Source organism: Streptomyces purpurascens (genome assembly GCF_045040895.1).
GTDB classification, from domain to species: domain Bacteria; phylum Actinomycetota; class Actinomycetes; order Streptomycetales; family Streptomycetaceae; genus Streptomyces; species Streptomyces purpurascens.
Map to the genome: position 1 here is coordinate 1,494,718 of NZ_CP108341.1, position 20,148 is coordinate 1,514,865.

The window sequence follows — 20,148 nt, forward strand, 5'->3', positions numbered from 1 at the left end:
ATGCGCCAGGCTCCCCTTCACTTTTCGCCGGACACCACGGTCAGGTCGGGTGAACCTCTCACCACGAACCGGCGCCGGGATCACCCAGGCGGGTGAGCAGGCCGATGCCCCCGGCCCTACGGAAGCGTCGCGGCGTGCGGCGTCAGCGCGGTCCTCGCCACGCCGGTGGTCGCCCGCCCCAGTACATCGGGGCCGGGCACTGCCGTGTCGTCGGGGCCCGGGCCCGGGTCGGGTTCGTCGCAGCAGGCCACCTGGGCGATCCGCGGCTCGTACCGATCCGGCGGGAGCTGCTGCTCGGACTTGGCCCTCGGGGACTGGGGCGGCTGCGCCGACGGGGCATCGGAGTACGGCCCCTTCTTCTCCTGGCGCTTCTCCCGCGGGACGACCTGGGAGTCCTGGGGCCGCTTCTTCCGGGACTCCCCCGCCTCCTCGCGGGCGATGGCCGGTTCCAGCGCCCAGCGTTGCGCCTCGGAACCGTCGCGCCCGGTGACGATCACGTGCCGGCCCTTTCCGGGGGCGACGGCCCGTCCCTTGCCGCCGCGCGGCAGGAGTTCGCCGCGCACGGTCAGGTCGTAGCGCACGACTCCGGCGTGCACGAGGCACCCGGCCAGGCCGACCGACCCCTCGGCCGTGTCCGAGCCGAGGCAGAGCGTCGGGTCGGCGGCGCTGCGCAGCAGGCCGTCGTCCTGGTAGGACCACTGCGGGGACCCGTCGGAGCACGCGGTCAGCACCATACGGGCGTCGGCCCGGACCCGGCCGCCCCGGACGTCGAGGCACAGTCCGGCGTCGAGGTTGCGCAGCCGCCCCCGGGCCACTTCGGCTGGCCGGCCCGCTGAGGCGGCCGACGGGACACCGGCCGGGGACGAATCCGTGGACGAGGATCCCGCGCCGCCCGGGTCGACGGAGTGGCCGCTGACCGCTCCCCAGGTGGCCTGGGGGTCGGCGGTACCGCTCTCCTCCGACCAGCCCCGCGCGGCGAGCAGGGTCGCGAGCAGCACGAGAGAGGTCAGCCCGACCGCGGCGGCCAGCGCCTTGGTGTGTTTCCTCGGAGGCCCGAGCCGGCCGCCCGCCGGCAAGGCGTGCGCCCGCAGGCGGTGGCGGCCACCGGCCGGATGTGCGGGAAGGGCGTTCGGGCCCCCGTCGCGGCCCGGCCGTGATGCGAGGTAGCGGCGGGCGCCCCAGCCGAGCACGGTCTCGACGAGCAGGTCTTCCAGACCGCCCTCGAAATGGCTGAGTTGCTCGGCGGCGTGACGGCAGTAGCGGCAGGCCATGAGATGCCGTTGCACATCCGGCAGCAGAGCCCCGCCCCGGCGCATGGGAACGTCGAGCAAGCGGTTGTAGTACCGGCATTCCTGTGTCGGCGCGAGTTCCCGGTGCGCCCGTACGCACCCCGTCCGGAATTGCTCGCGCGCCTGCTCCAGAGCGGCCGACGCGGTACGGGGGTCCACCCCCAGCAGACCGGCCGGTACGGATATGGGCTCGGCCTCGACCTCCGTGTGCCAGAGCAGGCATTGGGAAGCCCCGGGAAGGGTTCGAAACGCGCGTTCCGCGAGGCGCCGCCTTTCGGGTGTCTTGGGCCGGGCGGCGCGCAGACCTCGGGCACCGACGGGTTTGCGGAGTTCCGGCAGCACGACGGAAATGCCGTCGTCGGCAGCCCACTCCCCGACCGTGTCCCGTACGGCCGCCAGCAGGCGCGGGCGCAGCGCACCGCCGCCCGGCCCGGCGAGTTCCCGGCGGAAAGCTGCGGCGGCCGCCATGGACGCCGAATCCTCCGAGGACGCCAGACAGATCACGGCGTACTCGTAGACGGCCCGCCAGTGCCGCGAGAGCAACAGCGCGACGGCGCGCGGTCCTTCACCGGGTTCGCCGACCCGGGCGAGAAGATTGCGGTCGGACTCCGCGGGCCCTGCTCCGGGTCGCGGCGGGTACGGCGGGCGTGGGGGGTACGGGGATTGCACTGAACCATTTCCTTCCAGCCGCAGACGGCATGCGAATTGCGCGTCCGTCGGAAAGCAGGTGCGTGATTGGTGCATACCTATGCCGCGTCAGCTGCGGACTTGGGTGTGAGGCGGCTCACTTTCGCACATGCGACTCGCAGGTAACAAGGAGTTCGGATGACCCAAGTTCAAAGCGCCGGGAATTCAGATATGTTACCGGCGGTATCCGCACCGGCATTCGAAAATCGCACCGCCCGGTGGCCTCAAGTTGTGTGCACGCAAAGGCGGTTGGTCCACGAAATCTCCAACTCACAGCGCGCTCCCATGCGGCTCTCGGCGCGCTCTCATCTCCGCGGGGCAGCATGGGCCGCATGATCGCCCCCCACCCCTCCACCCCGGTCACCCCCGCCCGAACCGCGCGCACCGTCCGCAAGGCGGTCGTCCCGGCCGCCGGCCTCGGCACCCGCTTCCTGCCCGCCACGAAGGCGACGCCCAAGGAGATGCTGCCGGTCGTCGACAAGCCGGCCATCCAGTACGTCGTCGAGGAGGCGGCAGCGGCGGGACTCGACGACGTCCTGATGGTCACCGGCCGGCACAAGCGAGCCATCGAGGACCACTTCGACCACGCCTTCGAACTGGAGCAGGCCCTCGCCGCCAAGGGCGACACCGTGCGGCTGGACGCGGTGCGCGACCCGGGCCGGCTGGCGAGCATCCACCACATCCGGCAGGGCGACCCGCTCGGCCTCGGCCACGCCGTACTGTGCGCCCGCCGGCACGTCGGCGACCAGCCCTTCGCCGTACTTCTCGGCGACGACCTGATCGACCCGCGCGAGACACTGCTCAGCCGGATGCTCGACGTCCGCGACCGCCATCTCGGCAGCGTGGTCGCCCTGCTGGAGGTCCCGCCGGAGCAGATCCACCTCTACGGCTGCGCCGCCGTCGAACCGACCGGCGAGGAGGACGTCGTCCGTGTCACCGGCCTGGTCGAGAAGCCGGCCCGGCAGGACGCGCCGAGCCGTTACGCCGTCATCGGGCGCTACGTCCTCGACCCGGCCGTCTTCGGCGTCCTGGAGCGCACCCCGCCGGGCCGGGGCGGCGAGATCCAGCTGACCGACGCCCTCCAGGAGCTGGCCGCGGGCGGCACGGTGCACGGAGTCGTCTTCAAGGGCCTGCGCTACGACACCGGGGACAAGGCGGACTATCTGCGCACGGTGGTCCGGCTGGCCTGCGACCGGCCCGATCTGGGGCCGGAGTTCGTGGCGTGGCTCAAGGGCTTCGTCGCGGAGCTGGACGGCGCCCACCTTGCACCCCCCGCACACCGGCACGTCGCCGCCTGAGGCAACGCGAGGGCCCCGGCCCGGGGTTCACCCCCTCGGCCGGGACGTCGGCCACGCGACAGCGGGATCAGCCGTTGGGACGCAGCGTCCAGACGACCGTCATCTCACCGGTGACGGCACCATCGGCCCGCTGGATGGCGATGGCCACCGGAAACTCGGGACGCCCGCCCGCGTCCAGTTCGGCGACGACCTCGGCGGCCGGGCGGCCGAGGGTCGCTGTCGCCGTGACCGCGCCCATCGCCAGCTTCTTGTAGGCGATCTCGGCGCTGACGGCGAGCGGCACGGCACGCGAGAGCTGGTCCCCGAACGCGGCCAGCACGATCGCCCCGCTCGCGGACTCGCCGAGCGTGAACATCGCGCCGGCGTGCGGCCCGCCCACGTGGTTGTGGTAATCGCTCTGATCCGGCAGGGACACCACGGCCCGCTCCGGCGTGGTCTCGAGGAACTCGAGGTTCAGGGTCCGGGCCATGGGCACCGTGGCGGCGAGCATCTCGCCGATGGACATCTGGTCTGCGCTCATGCCCGCATGTTACTCACGAGTAGAGACGGCTGACCAGGCCGTGTGACGACCGCCGCATCGGTCCGCTGCGGGCCGGTTCGCGCCGCATCGTCCCCGCGTTGCTACGTCTCCGTCCACGGGCGGTGACCTAATCGTGTCCGGAGCGCGGCTAGGGTGACTGCCCATGTGGCCAGGACAGCAGCCGCCCGGGGGCGAGCAGAACCCGCAAGCGAACAACCCGTACCAGCAGCCGGGGTACCAGCAACCGAATCCGTACCAGCAGCCGGGCTATCAGCAACAGCAGCCGGGCGCCTACGGGCAGCAGCCGCAGTGGGGCGCCCCGGCGCCGGCCGGCGCGCCCCAGCCGCCGCAGGGCGGTGGCGGCGGCAACCGGACGAAGCTGGTCGCGATCATCGCGGCCACGGCGGTGGTCGTGGCGGCCGGCGTCACCGGCTTCCTGGTGCTGGGCGGCGACAAGGACGACACGGCCGACGGGAAGACGGACAAGAAGCCGACCCGGGCCGCCTCCAAGGAATCCTCCACCGAGCCGAGCGCCTCCGCTTCCGAGGGCAACCCGCGCGGTGGTGAGGAGGAGAAGGCGACCATCCCCGGCTGGAAGGTCGTCGTCAACACGCGCTTCGGCACCGAGTTCGACGTCCCCGCCGACTGGGAGATCGAGACTCCCGGTACCAGCGTGGGCTTCGAGTGGGAGAAGAAGGACGGGGAGATGGATCGCACCAGCGTCACCGCCCCCGCCTATCTGAAGTCCAAGTGGTGCACGAGCGACGACGACAAGGACGGCCGCGAGGACGAGACCGCCCTGGCCACCGTCGGCACCCGCGGTGAGGACGGCGCGAAGACCACGGACGAGGCGGCCGAGACCCGCGTGCCGTGGTGGATCTTCGGCGGCTACACCCAGCCGGACAAGAAGAGCGTGAAGTTCACCAAGCCCAAGCCGTACACCACCAAGTCGGGCATCAAGGGCAGCGTCGCCACGGCGCACTCGGAGAACACCCCCCAGAACGGCAAGTGCGACAGCGACGGCAAGGCGATCACCTTCGCCTTCAAGAACGGCGCGGGCGACTTCGTCACCTGGAACCTGTACGGCGCCAAGGGCGTCAAGGACGAACTGTCCGAGGCGACCGTCCAGAAGATCCTCGGCACCGTGCGCCTCACCAAGGAGGGCCCCCAGGGGGCGTGACCGGCCGGGGCCGCGACAAATTCGTTTGGCAGGGCGGCCGGGCCCCGCGATAGTCACGGGGTGCTGACCACCACCCGTCGCCCCGCCTGGGCCGGCCGCAACTACTCCCTGCTGACCGCCGCCGCGGTCGTCACCAACCTGGGCAGCCACGGCGCCCTGGTCGCGGCGGCGTTCGCCGTTCTCGAAACGGGCGGTGACAGCGGTGACGTCGGCCTGGTCGCGGCGGCGCGGACGCTCCCGCTGGTGCTGTTCCTGCTGATCGGCGGCGCCGTCGCGGACCGGCTGCCCCGGCACCATGTGATGGTCGCGGCCAACGCCCTGAACTGCCTTTCGCAGGCCGCCTTCGCCGCCCTCGTGCTGGCCGGGGAGCCCCTGCTGTGGCAGATGATGCTGCTCGCCGCCCTGGGCGGGACCGGCCAGGCCTTCTTCGGCCCGGCCGCCGAGGGCATGCTGATGTCCTCGGTCGACGGCGAGCAGGCGGGCCGCGCGTTCGCGGTGTTCCGGATGGCGATGCAGGGCGCGGCCCTGGGCGGTGCCGCGCTCGGCGGGGCCATGGTCGCCGCGATCGGGCCCGGCTGGGTGCTCGCGGCGGACGCCGCGGCCTTCGCGCTCGCCGGGGCGCTCCGCGCCTTCCTCGACGTCGGCCACATCGCGCCGCGGGCACCGGGCGGCGGGATGCTCGCCGATCTGCGGGAGGGCTGGCGGGAGTTCGCCGGCCGGCCGTGGCTGTGGGCGATCGTCCTTCAGTTCTCGATCGCCAACGCCGTGGTCGCCGCCGCCGAAGCGGTGTACGGCCCGCTCGTCGCCCGCGACCACCTCGGCGGCGCGGGCCCCTGGGGCCTCGCCCTGGCGGCGTTCGGGGCGGGCACGGTCGCCGGCGCCCTGCTGATGACCCGCTGGAAACCCCGCCGCCTGCTCCTCGCGGGCACCCTGTGCGTGTTCCCCCTGGCCCTGCCCGCGGCCGCACTCGCCGTCCCGGTCCCCATCGGGGTCCTGTTCGTGGTGATGTTCGTCGCGGGCGCGACCGTGGAGGTGTTCGGCGTCTCCTGGATGACGGCCCTGCACCAGGAGATCCCCGAGGACAAGCTCTCCCGCGTCTCGGCGTACGACTGGTTCGGCTCCGTCGCGCTGTCACCGCTCGCCACGGCCGGGGCGGGCCCCGCGGAGGAGGCGTTCGGCCGTACGACGGCGCTGTGGGGCTGCGCGGGCCTGGTCGTCCTGGTCACGGCGGGCGCGCTGTGCGTACCGGACGTACGTGACCTGCGACGCCGGACCACCTCGGTGGCCCAGGGCGGCGTCGAGCACGCGTCAGCCGATACCGAACGCCCCGTCGGGGGGCTCGGGTGACGGCACGGCGTCCTCGTCCCGCACCGCCACCGCGCCCCCGGTGAACTGCCGCAGAGAAACGCCGTGTTCGACCCGGGCCGGAAAGGCGTCGGCGGCCGTGAGCCGCGCGAGAGCGGTCACGTCGACCGCGTGGTGCCCCGCCACGAGCACCGCGTTCCCGAACCGCCGCCCCCGCAGCACCCCCGGCTCGGCGATCAGCACGAGCTCCTCGAACGCCGTCGCCAGGGTGGCCAGCTGGGACCGCAGGAAGGCGAACGGCGCCGCGTCGGGGAGATTGGCGAGATAGACCCCGCCGTCCCGCAGCACCCGCGCGGCCTCACGGACATAGGGAACGGACGTGAGGTGCGCAGGGACCCGCGAACCGCCGAACACGTCGGCGACGATCACATCGGCCGAATCCGCCGCGGCCTTCTCCAGCCAGTCCCGCGCGTCCGCCGCGTGCGACGCGACCCGGGCGCCCTCCGGCAACGGCAGATGCTCGGCCACCATCTCCAGCAGCCCCCTGTCCGCCTCGACGACGTCCTGCCGGGACCCCGGCCGGGTCGCGGCGACGTACCGGGGCAGCGTGAGCGCCCCACCCCCGAGATGCACGACGTCCAGCACCCGCCCCGGCTCCGCCACGACGTCCAGCACATGCCCGAGCCGCCGCGTGTACTCGAACTCCAGATGCGTCGGATCGTCCAGATCGACATACGACTGAGGCGCCCCGTCGACGGTCAGCAACCAGGCCCGCGCCCGATCGACGTCGGGCATCAGCTTGGCGAACCCGTGATCGACGGACCGGGCAACGGGAATGGCTTCCTTCACCCCTCCATTGTGCCGTTTCGCAACGTGCCTCAGGGGCGCGGGGAACTGCGCGACCAGCCACAACGGTCCCGCAGTCCCCCACCACCTCAGCCCACCACGGTCACGGTCCCGGCCCCCACAGTCCTGCCACCCTCACGAATGGCGAACCCGAGCCCCGGCTCCAACGGCACCTCCCGCCCCAACTCCACCGTCATGACAACCGTGTCACCGGGCCGCGCGACGGCGGCCTCACCGAGGTCGACGTCCCCCACCACATCCGCCGTGCGGATGTAGAACTGCGGCCGATACCCGCTGGAGACCGGAGTCGTACGCCCGCCCTCACGCGAGGACAGCACATACACCTGCGCCGTGAACCGACGCCCGGGCACCACACTCCCGGGCGCGGCGACCACATGCCCCCGCCGGACGACGTCCCGCGCCACCCCGCGCAGCAGCAACGCCACGCTGTCCCCGGCCTGCGCCTCCTCCATCGGCCTGCCGAAGGTCTCCAGCCCGGTGACCACCGTCTCGACGGAAGCCCCGAGCACCTCGACCCGGTCCCCGACCCGCACCGTGCCCCGCTCCACCGCACCGGTCACCACGGTCCCCCGCCCGGTGATGGTGAGCACGTTCTCCACGGACAGCAGGAACGGCGCGTCCAGATACCGCTCCGGCATCGGCACATACGTGTCGACCGCGTCGAGCAGCGCGTCGATGGACGCCGTCCAGCGCGGGTCCCCCTCCAGCGCCTTCAGGCCCGAGACGCGTACGACGGGTACCGAGTCACCGCCGTAGCCGTGCGCGGTGAGCAGGTCGCGTACCTCCAGCTCGACCAGGTCGGTCAGCTCCTCGTCCCCCGCGTCGGCCTTGTTGAGGGCGACGACGACGTGGTCGACGCCCACCTGCCGGGCGAGCAGCACGTGTTCGGCGGTCTGCGGCATGAGCCCGTCGAGCGCGGAGACGACGAGGATCGCTCCGTCCAGCTGCGCGGCGCCGGTGACCATGTTCTTGACGTAGTCGGCATGGCCCGGCATGTCGACGTGCGCGTAGTGCCGTGTGTCGGTCTCGTACTCCACGTGCGCGATGTTGATGGTGATGCCGCGCGCCGCCTCCTCGGGCGCCCGGTCGATCCGGTCGAACGGCACGAACGCGCCGTTGCCGCGGTCGGCGAGGACCTTGGTGATGGCAGCGGTCAGGGTGGTCTTGCCGTGGTCGACATGACCCATCGTGCCGATGTTGAGATGCGGTTTCGTACGGACGTAGGCCGTCTTGGACATGGCTGTACCTCGAAGCGTCTAGTCATGAAGTGGGACCCCGAGGACCTGCCCGACCCTCCCCTTGCGGGGTCCGACCGGACGAACCGGAGAGGGTCAGCTTCGGGCGCCGTCTGCAACGGCTGTGGGAGCTACGACGGCAGCCTTCGGGGCATCCGTGACCACGGATGCTGCGAGGGTGAAGGCCTGCCGGAACATGACGCCGATCCTTGCCGACGCTTCACCGCACGTCGAATGGTTTTCGGGGGCCGCACGCAAGACAGCGTTCAACTGCCTGTGACGCTCGTGAGACGAACCATACGGCGATCACACACATATGTCGGTTAGTGTCGCCGGATGCTCGATGCCACCACCCGCTCTGGGGGCACCGCCACGGCCTCTCCCCGGGCCAGCACCGCGGAGCTCGCCGTCGCCGCTTCCCCGGCAACGACCGCCTCGCCCGTCGTACCGACCCGTTTCACCGCACGCTGCACGAGAGCGCTGCTCTCCCCGTGGGCGCGGCTGTCCCTGCTCGTCGCCCTGCTCGCCGGGGGCGCGTGCGCGGTGCTGCTGTTCGAGCCACAGCGGCTGCTGACGGAGGGCTGGCCGCCGCAGCTCGGCGGAGCCGCGGCGGCGGTGGTGTTCGCGGTGGCGTACGGCGTGTGCACCGTCGCGTTCGTGCCGAGGCCGCTGCTGAACCTCGCGGCGGGCGCGCTGTTCGGTTCCCAGCTGGGCACCGGCACGGCTCTGGCGGGCACGGTGCTGGGTGCCGGCATCGCCTTCTGCCTGGGCCGGGCTCTCGGCCAGGACGCCTTGCGGCCGTTGCTGCGCGGGCGTTGGCTGAAGGCCGCGGACGGCCAGCTCAGCCGGCACGGCTTCCGCTCGATGCTGGCGGTGCGGCTGTTCCCCGGTGTGCCGTTCTGGGCCGCGAACTACTGCGCTTCCTTCTCCCGTATGGGCCTGCTGCCGTTCCTGGTGGCGACGGGCCTCGGCTCGATCCCGAACACCGCCGCCTACGTCGTCGCCGGCGCCCGGGCCTCCACTCCGACGTCCCCCGCCTTCCTGATCGCCCTGGCCTGCATCGCCGTGCCCGCGCTGGTGGGCGTGGTGGTGGCGTGGCGCAAGCGGCACCAGCTGCGCCGCCTCTGACGAACCGTTACACCGACTGTGACCGGGGCGCTGCCCCGGTCACACCCGTTCGAGCACGAGGGCGTTGGCGAGCCCGCCCGCCTCGCACATCGTCTGGAGCGCGTACCGGGCGCCCCGTTCCCGCATCGCGTGCACGAGCGTCGTCGTCAGACGGGTCCCGCTCGCGCCGAGGGGATGGCCGAGAGCGATGGCGCCGCCGTGCACGTTGACCCGGGAGAGGTCGGCGCCGGTCTCCTGCTGCCAGGCCAGTACGACACTGGAGAACGCCTCGTTGACCTCGAACAGGTCGATGTCGTCGAGGGTCAGCGACGCCTTGCGCAGCACCTTCTCGGTCGTCGGCACGACGCCGGTCAGCATCAGCAGCGGGTCGGAGCCGGTGACGGCGAAGCTGTGCAGCCGGGCGAGCGGGCGCAGGCCGAGCCGGGCCGCCGTCTCGCTCGACGTGATGAGCACCGCCGAGGCGCCGTCGTTGACCGGGCTGGCGTTGCCCGCCGTGACGTTCCACTCGATCTGCGGGAAGCGTTCGGCGAAACCGGGGTCGTAGTAGGCGGGCTTGAGCCCGGCGAGGATCTCCGTGGTGCTGCCGGGCCGTACGCACTCGTCGCGGGTCACGCCCTCCAGCGGCGCGATCTCGGCGTCGAAGAGCCCGCCCTCCCAGGCCGCGGCTGCCTTCCGGTGCGAGGAGAGCGCGAAGGCGTCCATCCGCTCGCGGCCGATCGACCACTTTGCGGCGATCAGCTCGGCGCTGATGCCTTGCGGGACGAGCCCCTCGGGATAACGCTCGGCGACACCGGGACCGAAGGGGTCCTTGCCCGCGGGCACGTTCGACCACATCGGCACCCGGCTCATCGACTCGACCCCGCAGGCCACGACGAGGTCGTACGCGCCCGAGAGCACGCCCTGCGCCGCGAAGTGCACGGCCTGCTGCGAGGAGCCGCACTGGCGGTCCACGGTGGTCGCGGGCACCGACTCCGGGAAGCCCGCCGAGAGGACGGCGTAGCGGGTGGTGTTCATGGCCTGCTCGCCGACCTGGTCGACGGTGCCGCCGATGACGTCGTCGATCAGCGCCGGGTCGACGCCGGACCGCTCGACGAGGGTGCGCAGGGTGTGGGCGAGCAGCTCCACGGGGTGGACGTGCGCGAGGGCGCCGTTCTCCTTGCCCTTGCCGATCGGGGTGCGTACGGCTTCGACGATGACTGCGTCACGCATGGTGCGGTCCTCCATGACCAACGGGGACTACCAGTGAGTAGGAAATCCGAACTCACCGTAGCCCGGTGGGTTTGAAAATCCAACCCTCTTCTAGACTGAGGCCCATGGCCGCCAGCAAAGACCCGCGCCCCTGCTCCATCGCCGACACCCTCGCGCTCGTGGGCGAGAAGTACTCCCTGCTCGTGCTGCGGGAGGTGTGCCTCGGCAACGGCCGTTTCGATCAGCTGGTGCGCAACATCGGCGCCCCGCGCGACATCCTCGCCACGCGGCTGCGCCGGCTCGTCGACGCCGGGATCCTGACCAAGCGGCCCTACAGCGAGCGCCCGCAGCGCTTCGAGTACCGGCCCTCGCAGGCGGGACTGGAGCTGGAGCCGGTCCTCATGACCCTCATGGCGTGGGGCGACCGCCATCTGCGGACGGCCGGCGACCGCCCGATGGTCCTCGAGCACTCCTGCGGCCGGGCACTCGCCCCGGCCGTCACATGCCGGGCCTGCGGAGACGAGGTGCGCCACGAGGACCTCACGGCCCGCCCCCAGGCGCCCGGCTGGACGGTGACCGGCCCGACGGCGGCCTGATCCGGCCCGCCGCGGACCGCCTTCCAACCCCTGTGTCCCAGGGGGTCATCCGGGGACGCTACGCTTCCCCCTCGGTACACCTGATCCCACGGTCATCTCATACGAAGGCCCGGTGTGCCCGTCGTCCGTCCCGCACCGGCACTTGGACTCCGCTACCTCATGTCTTGGTTCGAATCACTCATCCTCGGACTCGTCCAGGGGCTGACCGAGTTCCTCCCCGTCTCCTCCAGCGCGCATCTGCGGCTGACGGCGGCCTTCTCGGGCTGGGAGGACCCGGGCGCGGCCTTCACGGCGATCACCCAGATCGGCACCGAGGCCGCCGTGCTGATCTACTTCCGCAAGGACATCGGGCGGATCCTGTCCGCGTGGACGCGCTCGCTCACCAACAAGGAACTGCGCGGCGACCCCGACGCGCGGATGGGCTGGCTCGTCATCGTCGGCTCGATCCCGATCGGCGTGCTCGGCGTGACGCTGAAGGACCAGATCGAGGGCCCGTTCCGTGACCTGCGGATCACCGCGACGATGCTGATCGGCATGGGCATCGTCCTGGGCGTCGCCGACCGGCTCGCCGCCCGGGACGAGAAGAGCGGCCGCCACCGCGCGCCCAAGCAGCGCAAGGCCCTGGAGGACCTGGGCGTCCGGGACGGACTCATCTACGGCGCCTGCCAGGCCATGGCCCTGGTCCCCGGCGTCTCCCGCTCCGGCGCCACCATCAGCGGCGGCCTGTTCATGGGCTACACCCGCGAGGCCGCGGCCCGCTACTCCTTCCTGCTCGCCATCCCCGCGGTGCTCGCCTCCGGTGTGTTCGAGCTCAAGGACGCGACGGAGGGCGGCCATGTCTCGTGGGGGCCGACGATCTTCGCGACGGTCATCGCCTTCGCGGTCGGCTACGCGGTGATCGCGTGGTTCATGAAGTTCATCACGACCAAGAGCTTCATGCCGTTCGTCTACTACCGCATCGCCCTCGGCATCCTCATCATCGTCCTGGTGTCGATGGGTGCGCTGAGCCCGCACGCGGCCGAGTCGGCGGGCTGACCCGGCGGCCTGTGATCCGCGTCTCGTGACCAACCGCATAGGGATCCCGTAGCCGTCCGGTAGCGGGCTGTCAGTGGGTGCCCCTAGGCTTGCCCGCATGTCCCCCGATTTCTCGACCCCTGGTTCCGTGCGGTCCGCCGCCGAGGTCAACGAGGAGATCCGTGCGCTGTGGCGGCGCACGGGCGGCAAGCTGTCCGCCGAGGAGCGCGCGGAATACGAGTTCCTGGTCGTCGAGTGGGCGGCCGCGATCCGCGGCGAGGTCGTCGAGGCGGCCTGATCGCCCCCGGCCCCTCCCCACTCAACTGCCCTTTTTCGTCACACCTCTTGGCTCCACCCCCTCCATGGCCAACACTGAGCTGATGACGCAGCGCGTAGAGCTCGCTACCGTGAGGGACCGGCTGGCGGTCGACGAACTGATCACCGAATACGCGGTGGCGGTCGACGACGGTGACTGGGAGGCCTACCGGGGCCTGTTCGCCCCGGAGGGGCGGGCGGACTACCGCTCGGCCGGCGGCATCGAGGGAGAGGCCACGTCAGTCGCCTCCTGGCTCGCCGAGAGCATGCGGCTCTTCACCATGCGGCAGCACCTGATCGTCAACCGGCGGGTGCGCTTCGGGATCTGGGAACAGGACACCGGCGACACGGCCCAGGTCCAGGCCGACTACGTCAACCCCATGGCCACCGCGGGCCCCACTCCCGACTTCGTGTGCGGCGGCCGGTACGCCTTCACCCTGCTGCGCACGGGCGACGGCTGGCGGCTGAGCGCGGTGGTCGTCCAGGAGAAGTGGCGGCGCCTTCCCGAGCGGCGGAAGACACCTGTGATCAACTGACCCGGCGTCCTCTGTCCTAGATCGTCCGCAGGGCGCACACTGGAGGCACCCGCGGGGTAGGAGGCGCCTATGAAGACGCTCGGCCACTGGCTCGCCTCCCCGTGGCGGCGCTCCGCCGCCGCCGTGATCGCTGGCGCTCTTCCCGTACTCGCCTATCCCGCCCCGTCCCTGTGGTGGTGCGCCTACGTCGCGCTGGTCCCCTGGCTCCTGCTGCTGCGCACCGCGCCGACCGGCAAACGCGCGGCGTACGACGGCTGGTGCGGCGGCTTCGGCTTCATGCTGGCGATGCACCACTGGCTGCTGCCCTTCCTGCACGTCTTCACCTTCATCCTCGCCGCGCTGCTCGGCGCCCTGTGGGCCCTGTGGGGCCGGCTCGCACACCGGCTGCTGGCGGGCGCGCCCTCGCGGTGGCGGATCGCGGCCGCGCTCGTCGTCCTGCCGTCCGGCTGGCTGGCCGTCGAGCTGGTCCGCTCCTGGCAGGGCCTCGGCGGCCCCTGGGGCATGCTCGGCTCCAGCCAGTGGCAGGTGGAACCGGCACTGCGGCTCGCCTCGGTCGGCGGTGTATGGCTGCTGAGCTTCCTGCTCGTCGCCGTCAACGTCGCCGTCGCCGTCCTGGTGGCGGTCCGCCGGGCCCGTGTGCCCGCCGTGGCCGGCCTCGTGGCGACAGCCGCCGCCACCTCGGCGGCCTGGTCCTTCTCGCCCCGCCCGGACGTCGACGGCGAGGTCAGGATCGCCGTGGTCCAGCCGGGCGTCATCGACGGCGGCAAGAGCGCGGACCACCGCTTCGACCGGGAGGAACAGCTCACCCGCCGGCTCGCCGGGCAGGACGTCGACCTGATCGTCTGGGGCGAGAGCAGCGTCGGCTTCGACCTCGGGGACCGGCCCGACCTCGCCCGGCGGCTCGCGGCGCTGTCCCGCGCGACGGACGCCGGCATCCTGGTCAACGTCGACGCCCGGCGCTCCGACAAGCCCGGCATCTACAAGAGCTCGATCCTGATCGGCCCGGACGGCCTGACCGGCGAGCGCTACGACAAGATGCGGCTCGTGCCGTTCGGCGAGTACGTCCCGGCCCGCTCCCTGCTCGGCTGGGCCACCTCCGTCGGCAAGGCGGCGGGCGAGGACCGCAGGCGCGGCACCCAGCCGGTCGTGATGAACGTGGGGAACGGGCTGCGCGTCGGCCCGATGGTGTGCTTCGAGACCGCCTTCCCGGACATGACCCGCCACCTCACCCGGGAAGGCGCCGACGTGCTGGTAGGCCAGTCGTCGACGTCCACCTTCCAGCAGAGCTGGGCGCCCGAGCAGCACGCCTCACTGGCCGCGCTGCGTGCCGCCGAGACCGGCCGCCCGATGGTCCACGCGACGCTGACGGGTGTCTCGGCCGTCTACGGCCCGAGCGGACAGCGGGTCGGACCATGGCTCGGGACGGACGCGTCCGCCGCGCAGGTCTACGAGGTCCCCCTCGCCCACGGCACGACACCGTACGTCCGCCTCGGCGACTGGACGGTGCACGGGGCGCTGCTGATCCTCGCCGCCTGGGCCGCCGGCGAGGGTGTACGGAACCTGCGGCTCAGGCGGTCCGCTCCTGAACCGCGCGTACGACCCGCTCGCACAGTTCATGGGTCTCCAGCGCGTCCCGGGCGCTGAGCACCTTCCCCGCACGGACCGCGTCCAGGAACGCCAGGACCGCCTGCTCGATCCCGCGCTGCCGGGCCACCGGAACCCAGTCCCCGCGCCGCCGCACGGTCGGCTGCCCCTTGTGGTCGACCACCTCGGCGAGGTTGATCACCTGCCGCTTGGTGTCCTGCCCGGACACCTCGAGGATCTCCTCTGCCGAACCGCTGAGCCGGTTCATCACACCCAGCGCCGTGAAGCCGTCCCCGGCGAGCTGGAGCACCAGATGGTGCAGCAGACCGTCCCGGACGCGGGCGCGCACGGTCACGTCGTCGATCGCGCCGGGCACCAGGAACCGCAGGGTGTCGACGACGTGGATGAAGTCGTCGAGGATCATCGTGCGCGGCTCCTCCGGCAGCCCGATGCGGTTCTTCTGCATCAGGATCAGCTCGCGCGGATGGTCGGCGCACTGCGTGTAGCCGGGGGCGTGACGCCGGTTGAACCCGACGGCGAGGCTCACCTCCCGCTCCTCGGCGAGCGCCACCAGCCGCGCGGAGTTGTCGAGTTCGTAGGCCAGCGGCTTGTCGACGTACGTCGGTACGCCCGCCTGGAGCAGCCGCGTCACGATCTCCGGATGCACGAGCGTGGGCGCGTGCACGAAGGCCGCGTCGAGGCCTTGGTCCAGGAGGGAGTCGAGGGTGGTGTGCCGCCGCTCGAGCGGGACGTGGAGGCCGTCGGCGACCCGGTCGAGCGTGGCGGGCGTACGGGTCTGCAGGTGCAGTTCGAGCCCGGGCCGGAACGCGAGGACCGGGAGGTAGGCCTTCTGCGCGATGTCGCCGAGTCCGATGCAGCCGACCTTCACGGGGTGCTCTCCTCTAACGGTTGCCTGCCGGGGTCTGCTCGGAGCATACGGCCTCCCCCACTCTCGACTTCGCTCGAGCGGGCGGTGCCCCCAGGAGGCCGCCAGTCGGCGATGCCGTCGAAGCCGCGCAGGAACAGGGCGGGCCCGGCCTTCGACAGCGCGGCCAAGGCCGTGTCGCGTACGGCGATCCCGGCGCGGCTGGTCATGAGGTTGAGCCGGGCGACCTTGACGGCCTTCCGTGCGACGGCGGTCGTACGGGGCAGCCGGGCGGCGGTGTAGGCGGGCAGGTCGTCGCAGTGGTGGGCGAGGACGATCGCGTCCTCGATGGCTTGATTGCCGCCCTGGCCGAGGGTCGGGGGCATGGCGTGCGCGGCGTCGCCGACGAGGGCGACCCGGCCGCGGTGGTAGGCGGGGAGGGGCTCGGCGATGTGGTGGACGTCGTGGCGCAGGACGTCGTCGGGGCGGGCGGCGGCGAGCACGGCGGGGATCGGGTCGTGCCAGTCGCCGAAGCGGCGCAGCAGCTCGGCCTTCTCGTCGTCGGGCGCGTGTCCGCCGGCGGGTGTCATGGCGGCGGCGTAGGCGTAGACGCGGCCGTCCTTGAGCGGGTGCGTGCCCCAGATGCGACCCCTGCCCCAGGTCTCGTGCGAGGCGAACTCGGCGCCGGGGACGGGGATCACGACCCGCCAGGTGGTGAACCCCGAGTACACCGTCCCCGGGTGGCCGGGGAAGAGCGCCCGGCGGACGCCGGACCGGACTCCGTCGCCGCCCACCACCAGCTCGGCCTCCAGCTCGCCGTCCGCGGTGGTGACCCGGGCGGGCCGGTCGGTGTCGCCGCTGTCGGCGAGGGTCGCGGCGGCGTCCGTGCGGACGGCGCCCGGCGGGAGCTGTGCGGCCAGACGCTCGACGAGGGTGGCGCGGTGCAGCAGTACGAGCGGGCCGCCGAACCGCTCGGCGGCGGCGTCGGCCGAGGAGCGCGAGAGCCACCGCCCGGACGGTGTGCGCAGACCGCCGTCCCCCGACCAGGCGGCGAGACCGCGGATCTCGTCGCCGAGACCGAGGACGTCCAGCGCCCGCAGGGAGTTGGGAGCGAGGGAGATGGCGGCGCCGACCGGCTCCAGCGAGCGGGCGCGCTCCAGCACGGTGACCCGCCAGCCGCGCCGGCACAGGCCGGCCGCCGCGGTCAGGCCTCCGATACCGCCGCCGATCACGACGGCCCGCCTCGACTGTGCCATGGCTCCTCCTCGAAACCGCGTCGACTACAGCTGTAGTTCGCATTCGACCTTACTACAGCTGTAGTGAGACGGGTAGCGTGAGCCCCATGTCCGTACGCACCACCGGCCCTTCCCGCGCCGACCTCGTCGCCGACACCGCCCTCGCCCTGCTCGCCGAGCGCGGGATGCGGGGCCTCACGCACCGGGCGGTCGACGAGACGGCCGGACTCCCCCAGGGCTCCACCTCGAACCTCGCGCGGACCCGGCAGGCCCTGCTGGAACTGGCGGTGCGGCGCCTGGCCGACCGCGAGGCCCGGGTCCTGGCCCTGCACGAGATGCCGGACCCGCGGTCCGGGACCGACTCCCTCGCGAACGCCCTGGCCCTGGCGACCCACCGCGCCCTGACGAACCACCGCGCCCTCACGCTCGCCCGCTACGAACTGGCCCTGGAGGCGACCCGCCGCCCCGAGCTGCGGGCCTACTTCGACGCGACGGGCGCCCGCTTCCGTGACCAGCTCACCGCCCTGGTCACGGGGCTGGGCTCGACGGAGCCGGCCCGGCACACGCTGTCGCTGATCGCCTGGGCGGACGGGCTGATGTTCAGCTGCGTCGCGGGGTCGTTCGGTCCCGAGACGCCGAGCCTGGAGGAGGTACGGGCCGGGCTGCGGGAGCTGCTCGCGGGGATGCTCGGCGGCTGAAAACCCCTGGGCCGTCCGGGCGAGTTGGGACAGGATGCGGTCATGACCATCGAGCGCACCGAACCCGCCACCGACGCCGCCGAACGCGCCATGCTGGAAGGCTGGCTCGACTACCACCGGCAGACCCTCGCGTGGAAGTGCGAGGGCCTGAGCGACGAGCAGCTGCGTACCGCCTCCGTGGAGCCCTCTTCGCTGTCCTTGATGGGGCTGGTGCGGCACATGACCGACGTGGAGCGGAACTGGTTCCGCAGGGTGCTGGTGAACGACACCGCCGGTTTCCTCTACTGGAGCGACACCGAGGACGAACCGGACCGCGACTTCCATCTCACCGAGGCGGACACCTGGGAGGAGTCGCACGCCACCTGGCAGGCCGAGATCGAGACCGCCCGGACCAACGCCGCCCGCTTCGCCCTGGACGACCTCTCCGAGGGTAAACACCGCCGCACCGGCGAGCAGTTCAACCTGCGGTGGCTCTACACCCACATGATCGAGGAGTACGCGCGGCACAACGGCCACGCCGACCTGATCCGCGAGTGCCTCGACGGCTCGACCGGCGACTGACGTCACCCAGGACCCACCGGCGACCTCCGTACGGGGCGGGACATCACCCGTGTGGGGCATCCTCCGCCTGTCCGCTGTCCCACCAGGGGCCGGACGCACCAGAGTTGCGCGGGTGCATCGAACGACGACCACAGCGACGCTTCTGGTGACCGTGGCGGTCTCGGCCCTCTCCGGCTGTGTGACGGTCCAGGATCCCCCCGTTCCCGGACCGCCGGCGGCACCGACCCGGCCGCCGGCACCCCGGCCGGAGGAGCAGGTCGTGCAGGCACCGGCCCGGGAGGCCCTGGAACTCATCGAGGGGTCCCGCCGCCCGGAGCCGGCCGCGTCCGCGTCCCGGCACGCCACGCCCCCGGCGGCCTCGCCGCAGGAGGAGCAGCGGCGATCCGGCACCCGCGACGCCCGCCCGCACCCCGCCCGCCCTGAACACCGGCCACCGGCCCCGCGCAGCCCACAGCGGCCACCCGCCGACCTGCCCGACGTCTCGGAATCGGTACGTCAGGACGTCCACAAGAACGTCCCAAAGAACGCGGACGTGTGCGCGCTGGGCAAGCGCTTCGGGGGGTGGCGAGCGGACAGCCCGGAGGCGACCATCTGCCGTGACACGTACCGGCGTTGAACGGCGGGCCGGGCAGGACCTCGACGCTAGGGCCGCTGCCTCGGCGGAGTCCATGCCCCTCCGCCGCCTTCTCCCAGCCGGGACTCCAGCCGTTCGATGGCGGCCCGCACGCCGTCGCCGTACCTGTCGTCGGCGAGGGCGGCGGCCGTTCCCCTGGCCCGTCGCAGATGGGTGCGGGCCGCGTCGCACTGGCCGAGCTTGAGGTAGTCGTCGGCCAGGTTCAGGTGCAGGGAGGGGTAGAACGCGCGCACCGCGAGGGCGCCTTCGGGCGAGGCGGACCGCCCGTCCTCGGAGATCTCCTCCGCCGCCGTCAACGCGCGCAGGTCCCAGGCCAGTTCGTCCCCGGGGTCGTCCTGCGTGTCGGCCAGGTAGTGCGCGAGGGTGCAGCGGTGCAGGGGGTCGCCGTGCTCCCCGATCTCCGCCCAGAGGTCCAGGAACCGGTGCCGGGCCTCCTCCCGGTCCCCCGCGTGGTGCAGCATGACGACCTGCCCGATCCGCGTGAGCACGGTATCCGGCGCCGTCTGCTCCTGTCGCTCCATCGCCACGCCCTCCGCGCACTCGCCGGCTGATCTTCCGACGCTAACCGGAGACGGAGGCGATCCGGCTCAGGCCGGTCCGTACGCACGGGGCCTTCCGGGAGGAAGACCCCGCCGTCCGCCGCCCGTCCTCAGCCCAGGTTCGGGATCGTCCAGTCGATCGGCTCGTGGCCCTGTGCCGCCACCGCCGCCTCGATCTGCGTGAACGGACGTGAGCCGAAGAACTTCTTCGCCGACAGCGGCGACGGATGCGCGCCCTTGACCACCACATGCCGCGACTCGTCGATCAGCGGGAGCTTCTTCTGCGCGTAGTTCCCCCACAACACGAACACCGCCGGGTCGGGCCGCCCGGCCACCGCGCGGATCACGGCGTCCGTGAACCTCTCCCAGCCCCGGCCCTTGTGCGAGTTGGCCTCGCCGCCCCGGACCGTGAGCACCGCGTTGAGCAGCAGGACGCCCTGCTCGGCCCACGGCATCAGATAGCCGTTGTCCGGGATCGGCGCGCCCAGTTCCTCGTGCATCTCCTTGTAGATGTTCCGCAGGGACGGCGGGGTCCGCACACCGGGCCGGACCGAGAAGCACAGCCCGTGCCCCTGGCCCTCGCCGTGGTAGGGGTCCTGACCGAGGATCAGGACCTTCACCTTCTCGTACGGCGTGGCGTCCAGCGCGGCGAAGACCTCCTCGCGCGGCGGATACACCGGACCCTTCGCCCGCTCCTCCTCGACGAACTCCGTCAGCTCCTTGAAATAGGGCTGCTGCAGCTCGTCGCCCAGAACCCCGCGCCAGGACTCGGGCAGCATGGCGGTGTCGGTCACGTCAACGTCCTCACGATGTGCGGTCACTTCCAGGCCTCAGAACCTACAGGCGACCACTGACAACGTGCCGGGGAACGCCC

The 20,148-nt window shown here is 72.2% G+C and carries 21 protein-coding genes; 12 read left to right on the forward strand and 9 right to left on the reverse strand.

Going from position 1 to position 20,148, the window contains the following annotated elements:
- Nucleotides 1-116: 116 nt before the first annotated feature.
- Nucleotides 117-1,958 carry a ricin-type beta-trefoil lectin domain protein gene (locus tag OHU35_RS06790; protein WP_405505021.1) on the reverse strand — a complete coding sequence of 614 codons (1,842 nt, stop codon included), beginning with the start codon at nt 1,956-1,958 and terminating at the stop codon, nt 117-119.
- Between the two features lie 350 nt (nt 1,959-2,308).
- Here OHU35_RS06790 and galU point away from each other — a divergent pair, with 350 nt between their 5' ends.
- Nucleotides 2,309-3,274 carry a UTP--glucose-1-phosphate uridylyltransferase GalU gene (gene galU / locus OHU35_RS06795; protein WP_189724503.1) on the forward strand — a complete coding sequence of 322 codons (966 nt, stop codon included), beginning with the start codon at nt 2,309-2,311 and terminating at the stop codon, nt 3,272-3,274.
- A gap of 67 nt (nt 3,275-3,341) precedes the next feature.
- Here the strand turns inward: galU and OHU35_RS06800 are convergent, their stop codons facing one another.
- Complete coding sequence (locus tag OHU35_RS06800) at nt 3,342-3,794, reverse strand: DUF4442 domain-containing protein (protein ID WP_189724504.1); 453 nt, start codon at nt 3,792-3,794, stop codon at nt 3,342-3,344.
- 163 nt (nt 3,795-3,957) lie between these two features.
- Between OHU35_RS06800 and OHU35_RS06805 the strand changes: the two genes are divergently transcribed.
- Nucleotides 3,958-4,974 (forward strand): hypothetical protein, encoded by a 1,017-nt coding sequence (locus tag OHU35_RS06805; RefSeq protein WP_189724505.1) that lies wholly within the window; start codon nt 3,958-3,960, stop codon nt 4,972-4,974.
- Between the two features lie 60 nt (nt 4,975-5,034).
- Complete coding sequence (locus OHU35_RS06810) at nt 5,035-6,321, forward strand: MFS transporter (protein WP_189724506.1); 1,287 nt, start codon at nt 5,035-5,037, stop codon at nt 6,319-6,321.
- Here the strand turns inward: OHU35_RS06810 and OHU35_RS06815 are convergent.
- Nucleotides 6,283-7,128 (reverse strand): spermidine synthase, encoded by an 846-nt coding sequence (locus tag OHU35_RS06815; RefSeq protein ID WP_189724507.1) that lies wholly within the window; start codon nt 7,126-7,128, stop codon nt 6,283-6,285. The genes OHU35_RS06810 and OHU35_RS06815 overlap by 39 nt on opposite strands.
- Nucleotides 7,129-7,214: 86 nt before the next feature.
- Nucleotides 7,215-8,384, reverse strand: a complete 1,170-nt coding sequence (gene tuf / locus OHU35_RS06820; protein WP_405505022.1) for an elongation factor Tu — start codon at nt 8,382-8,384, stop codon at nt 7,215-7,217.
- 333 nt (nt 8,385-8,717) lie between these two features.
- On the opposite strand from tuf, the gene OHU35_RS06825 reads away from it, so the two are divergent.
- A complete protein-coding gene (locus OHU35_RS06825; RefSeq protein WP_189724509.1) occupies nt 8,718-9,509 on the forward strand; it encodes a TVP38/TMEM64 family protein in 792 nt (263 codons plus the stop codon).
- A 39-nt stretch (nt 9,510-9,548) separates the two neighbouring features.
- Here OHU35_RS06825 and OHU35_RS06830 read toward each other — a convergent pair whose 3' ends face one another.
- The gene (locus OHU35_RS06830; protein WP_405505023.1) at nt 9,549-10,718 is read right to left on the reverse strand and encodes a thiolase family protein; all 1,170 of its coding nucleotides are present in this window, start codon (nt 10,716-10,718) and stop codon (nt 9,549-9,551) included.
- A gap of 104 nt (nt 10,719-10,822) precedes the next feature.
- Between OHU35_RS06830 and OHU35_RS06835 the strand changes: the two genes are divergently transcribed.
- The 5 genes from OHU35_RS06835 (at nt 10,823) to lnt (ending at nt 14,802) form a co-directional block, all read left to right on the forward strand.
- A complete protein-coding gene (locus OHU35_RS06835; protein ID WP_189724511.1) occupies nt 10,823-11,293 on the forward strand; it encodes a helix-turn-helix domain-containing protein in 471 nt (156 codons plus the stop codon).
- 159 nt (nt 11,294-11,452) lie between these two features.
- Nucleotides 11,453-12,328, forward strand: coding sequence for an undecaprenyl-diphosphate phosphatase (locus OHU35_RS06840; protein WP_359894910.1), 876 nt, complete (start codon nt 11,453-11,455; stop codon nt 12,326-12,328).
- A gap of 97 nt (nt 12,329-12,425) precedes the next feature.
- Entirely contained in the window at nt 12,426-12,605 is a 180-nt protein-coding gene (locus tag OHU35_RS06845) for a hypothetical protein (RefSeq protein WP_184599516.1), read from the forward strand.
- Between the two features lie 82 nt (nt 12,606-12,687).
- Nucleotides 12,688-13,158, forward strand: a complete 471-nt coding sequence (locus OHU35_RS06850) for a nuclear transport factor 2 family protein (RefSeq protein ID WP_189724513.1) — start codon at nt 12,688-12,690, stop codon at nt 13,156-13,158.
- A 69-nt stretch (nt 13,159-13,227) separates the two neighbouring features.
- On the forward strand, nt 13,228-14,802 hold the full coding sequence (gene lnt, locus OHU35_RS06855) for an apolipoprotein N-acyltransferase (protein WP_405505024.1): 1,575 nt from the start codon (nt 13,228-13,230) through the stop codon (nt 14,800-14,802).
- On the opposite strand, the gene OHU35_RS06860 is transcribed toward lnt, so the two are convergent.
- Complete coding sequence (locus OHU35_RS06860; protein WP_405505025.1) at nt 14,726-15,631, reverse strand: Gfo/Idh/MocA family protein; 906 nt, start codon at nt 15,629-15,631, stop codon at nt 14,726-14,728. The two genes, lnt and OHU35_RS06860, sit on opposite strands and share 77 nt — an antisense overlap.
- On the reverse strand, nt 15,628-16,863 hold the full coding sequence (locus OHU35_RS06865) for an FAD-dependent monooxygenase (RefSeq protein WP_189724516.1): 1,236 nt from the start codon (nt 16,861-16,863) through the stop codon (nt 15,628-15,630). Before OHU35_RS06865 ends, OHU35_RS06860 begins: the two co-directional genes overlap by 4 nt.
- Nucleotides 16,864-16,949: 86 nt before the next feature.
- Here OHU35_RS06865 and OHU35_RS06870 point away from each other — a divergent pair, with 86 nt between their 5' ends.
- From OHU35_RS06870 to OHU35_RS06880, 3 genes are all read left to right on the forward strand, one after another.
- Nucleotides 16,950-17,540: a TetR/AcrR family transcriptional regulator gene (locus OHU35_RS06870; RefSeq protein WP_405505026.1), complete on the forward strand. Its 591-nt coding sequence runs from the start codon at nt 16,950-16,952 to the stop codon at nt 17,538-17,540.
- A gap of 42 nt (nt 17,541-17,582) precedes the next feature.
- Nucleotides 17,583-18,101: a DinB family protein gene (locus OHU35_RS06875; protein WP_359894903.1), complete on the forward strand. Its 519-nt coding sequence runs from the start codon at nt 17,583-17,585 to the stop codon at nt 18,099-18,101.
- 112 nt (nt 18,102-18,213) lie between these two features.
- Nucleotides 18,214-18,717, forward strand: a complete 504-nt coding sequence (locus OHU35_RS06880) for a hypothetical protein (protein WP_189724519.1) — start codon at nt 18,214-18,216, stop codon at nt 18,715-18,717.
- A 26-nt stretch (nt 18,718-18,743) separates the two neighbouring features.
- Here the strand turns inward: OHU35_RS06880 and OHU35_RS06885 are convergent, their stop codons facing one another.
- Nucleotides 18,744-19,256: a hypothetical protein gene (locus tag OHU35_RS06885; RefSeq protein WP_189724520.1), complete on the reverse strand. Its 513-nt coding sequence runs from the start codon at nt 19,254-19,256 to the stop codon at nt 18,744-18,746.
- Between the two features lie 128 nt (nt 19,257-19,384).
- The gene (gene ung / locus OHU35_RS06890; RefSeq protein WP_405505027.1) at nt 19,385-20,068 is read right to left on the reverse strand and encodes a uracil-DNA glycosylase; all 684 of its coding nucleotides are present in this window, start codon (nt 20,066-20,068) and stop codon (nt 19,385-19,387) included.
- Nucleotides 20,069-20,148 lie beyond the last annotated feature (80 nt).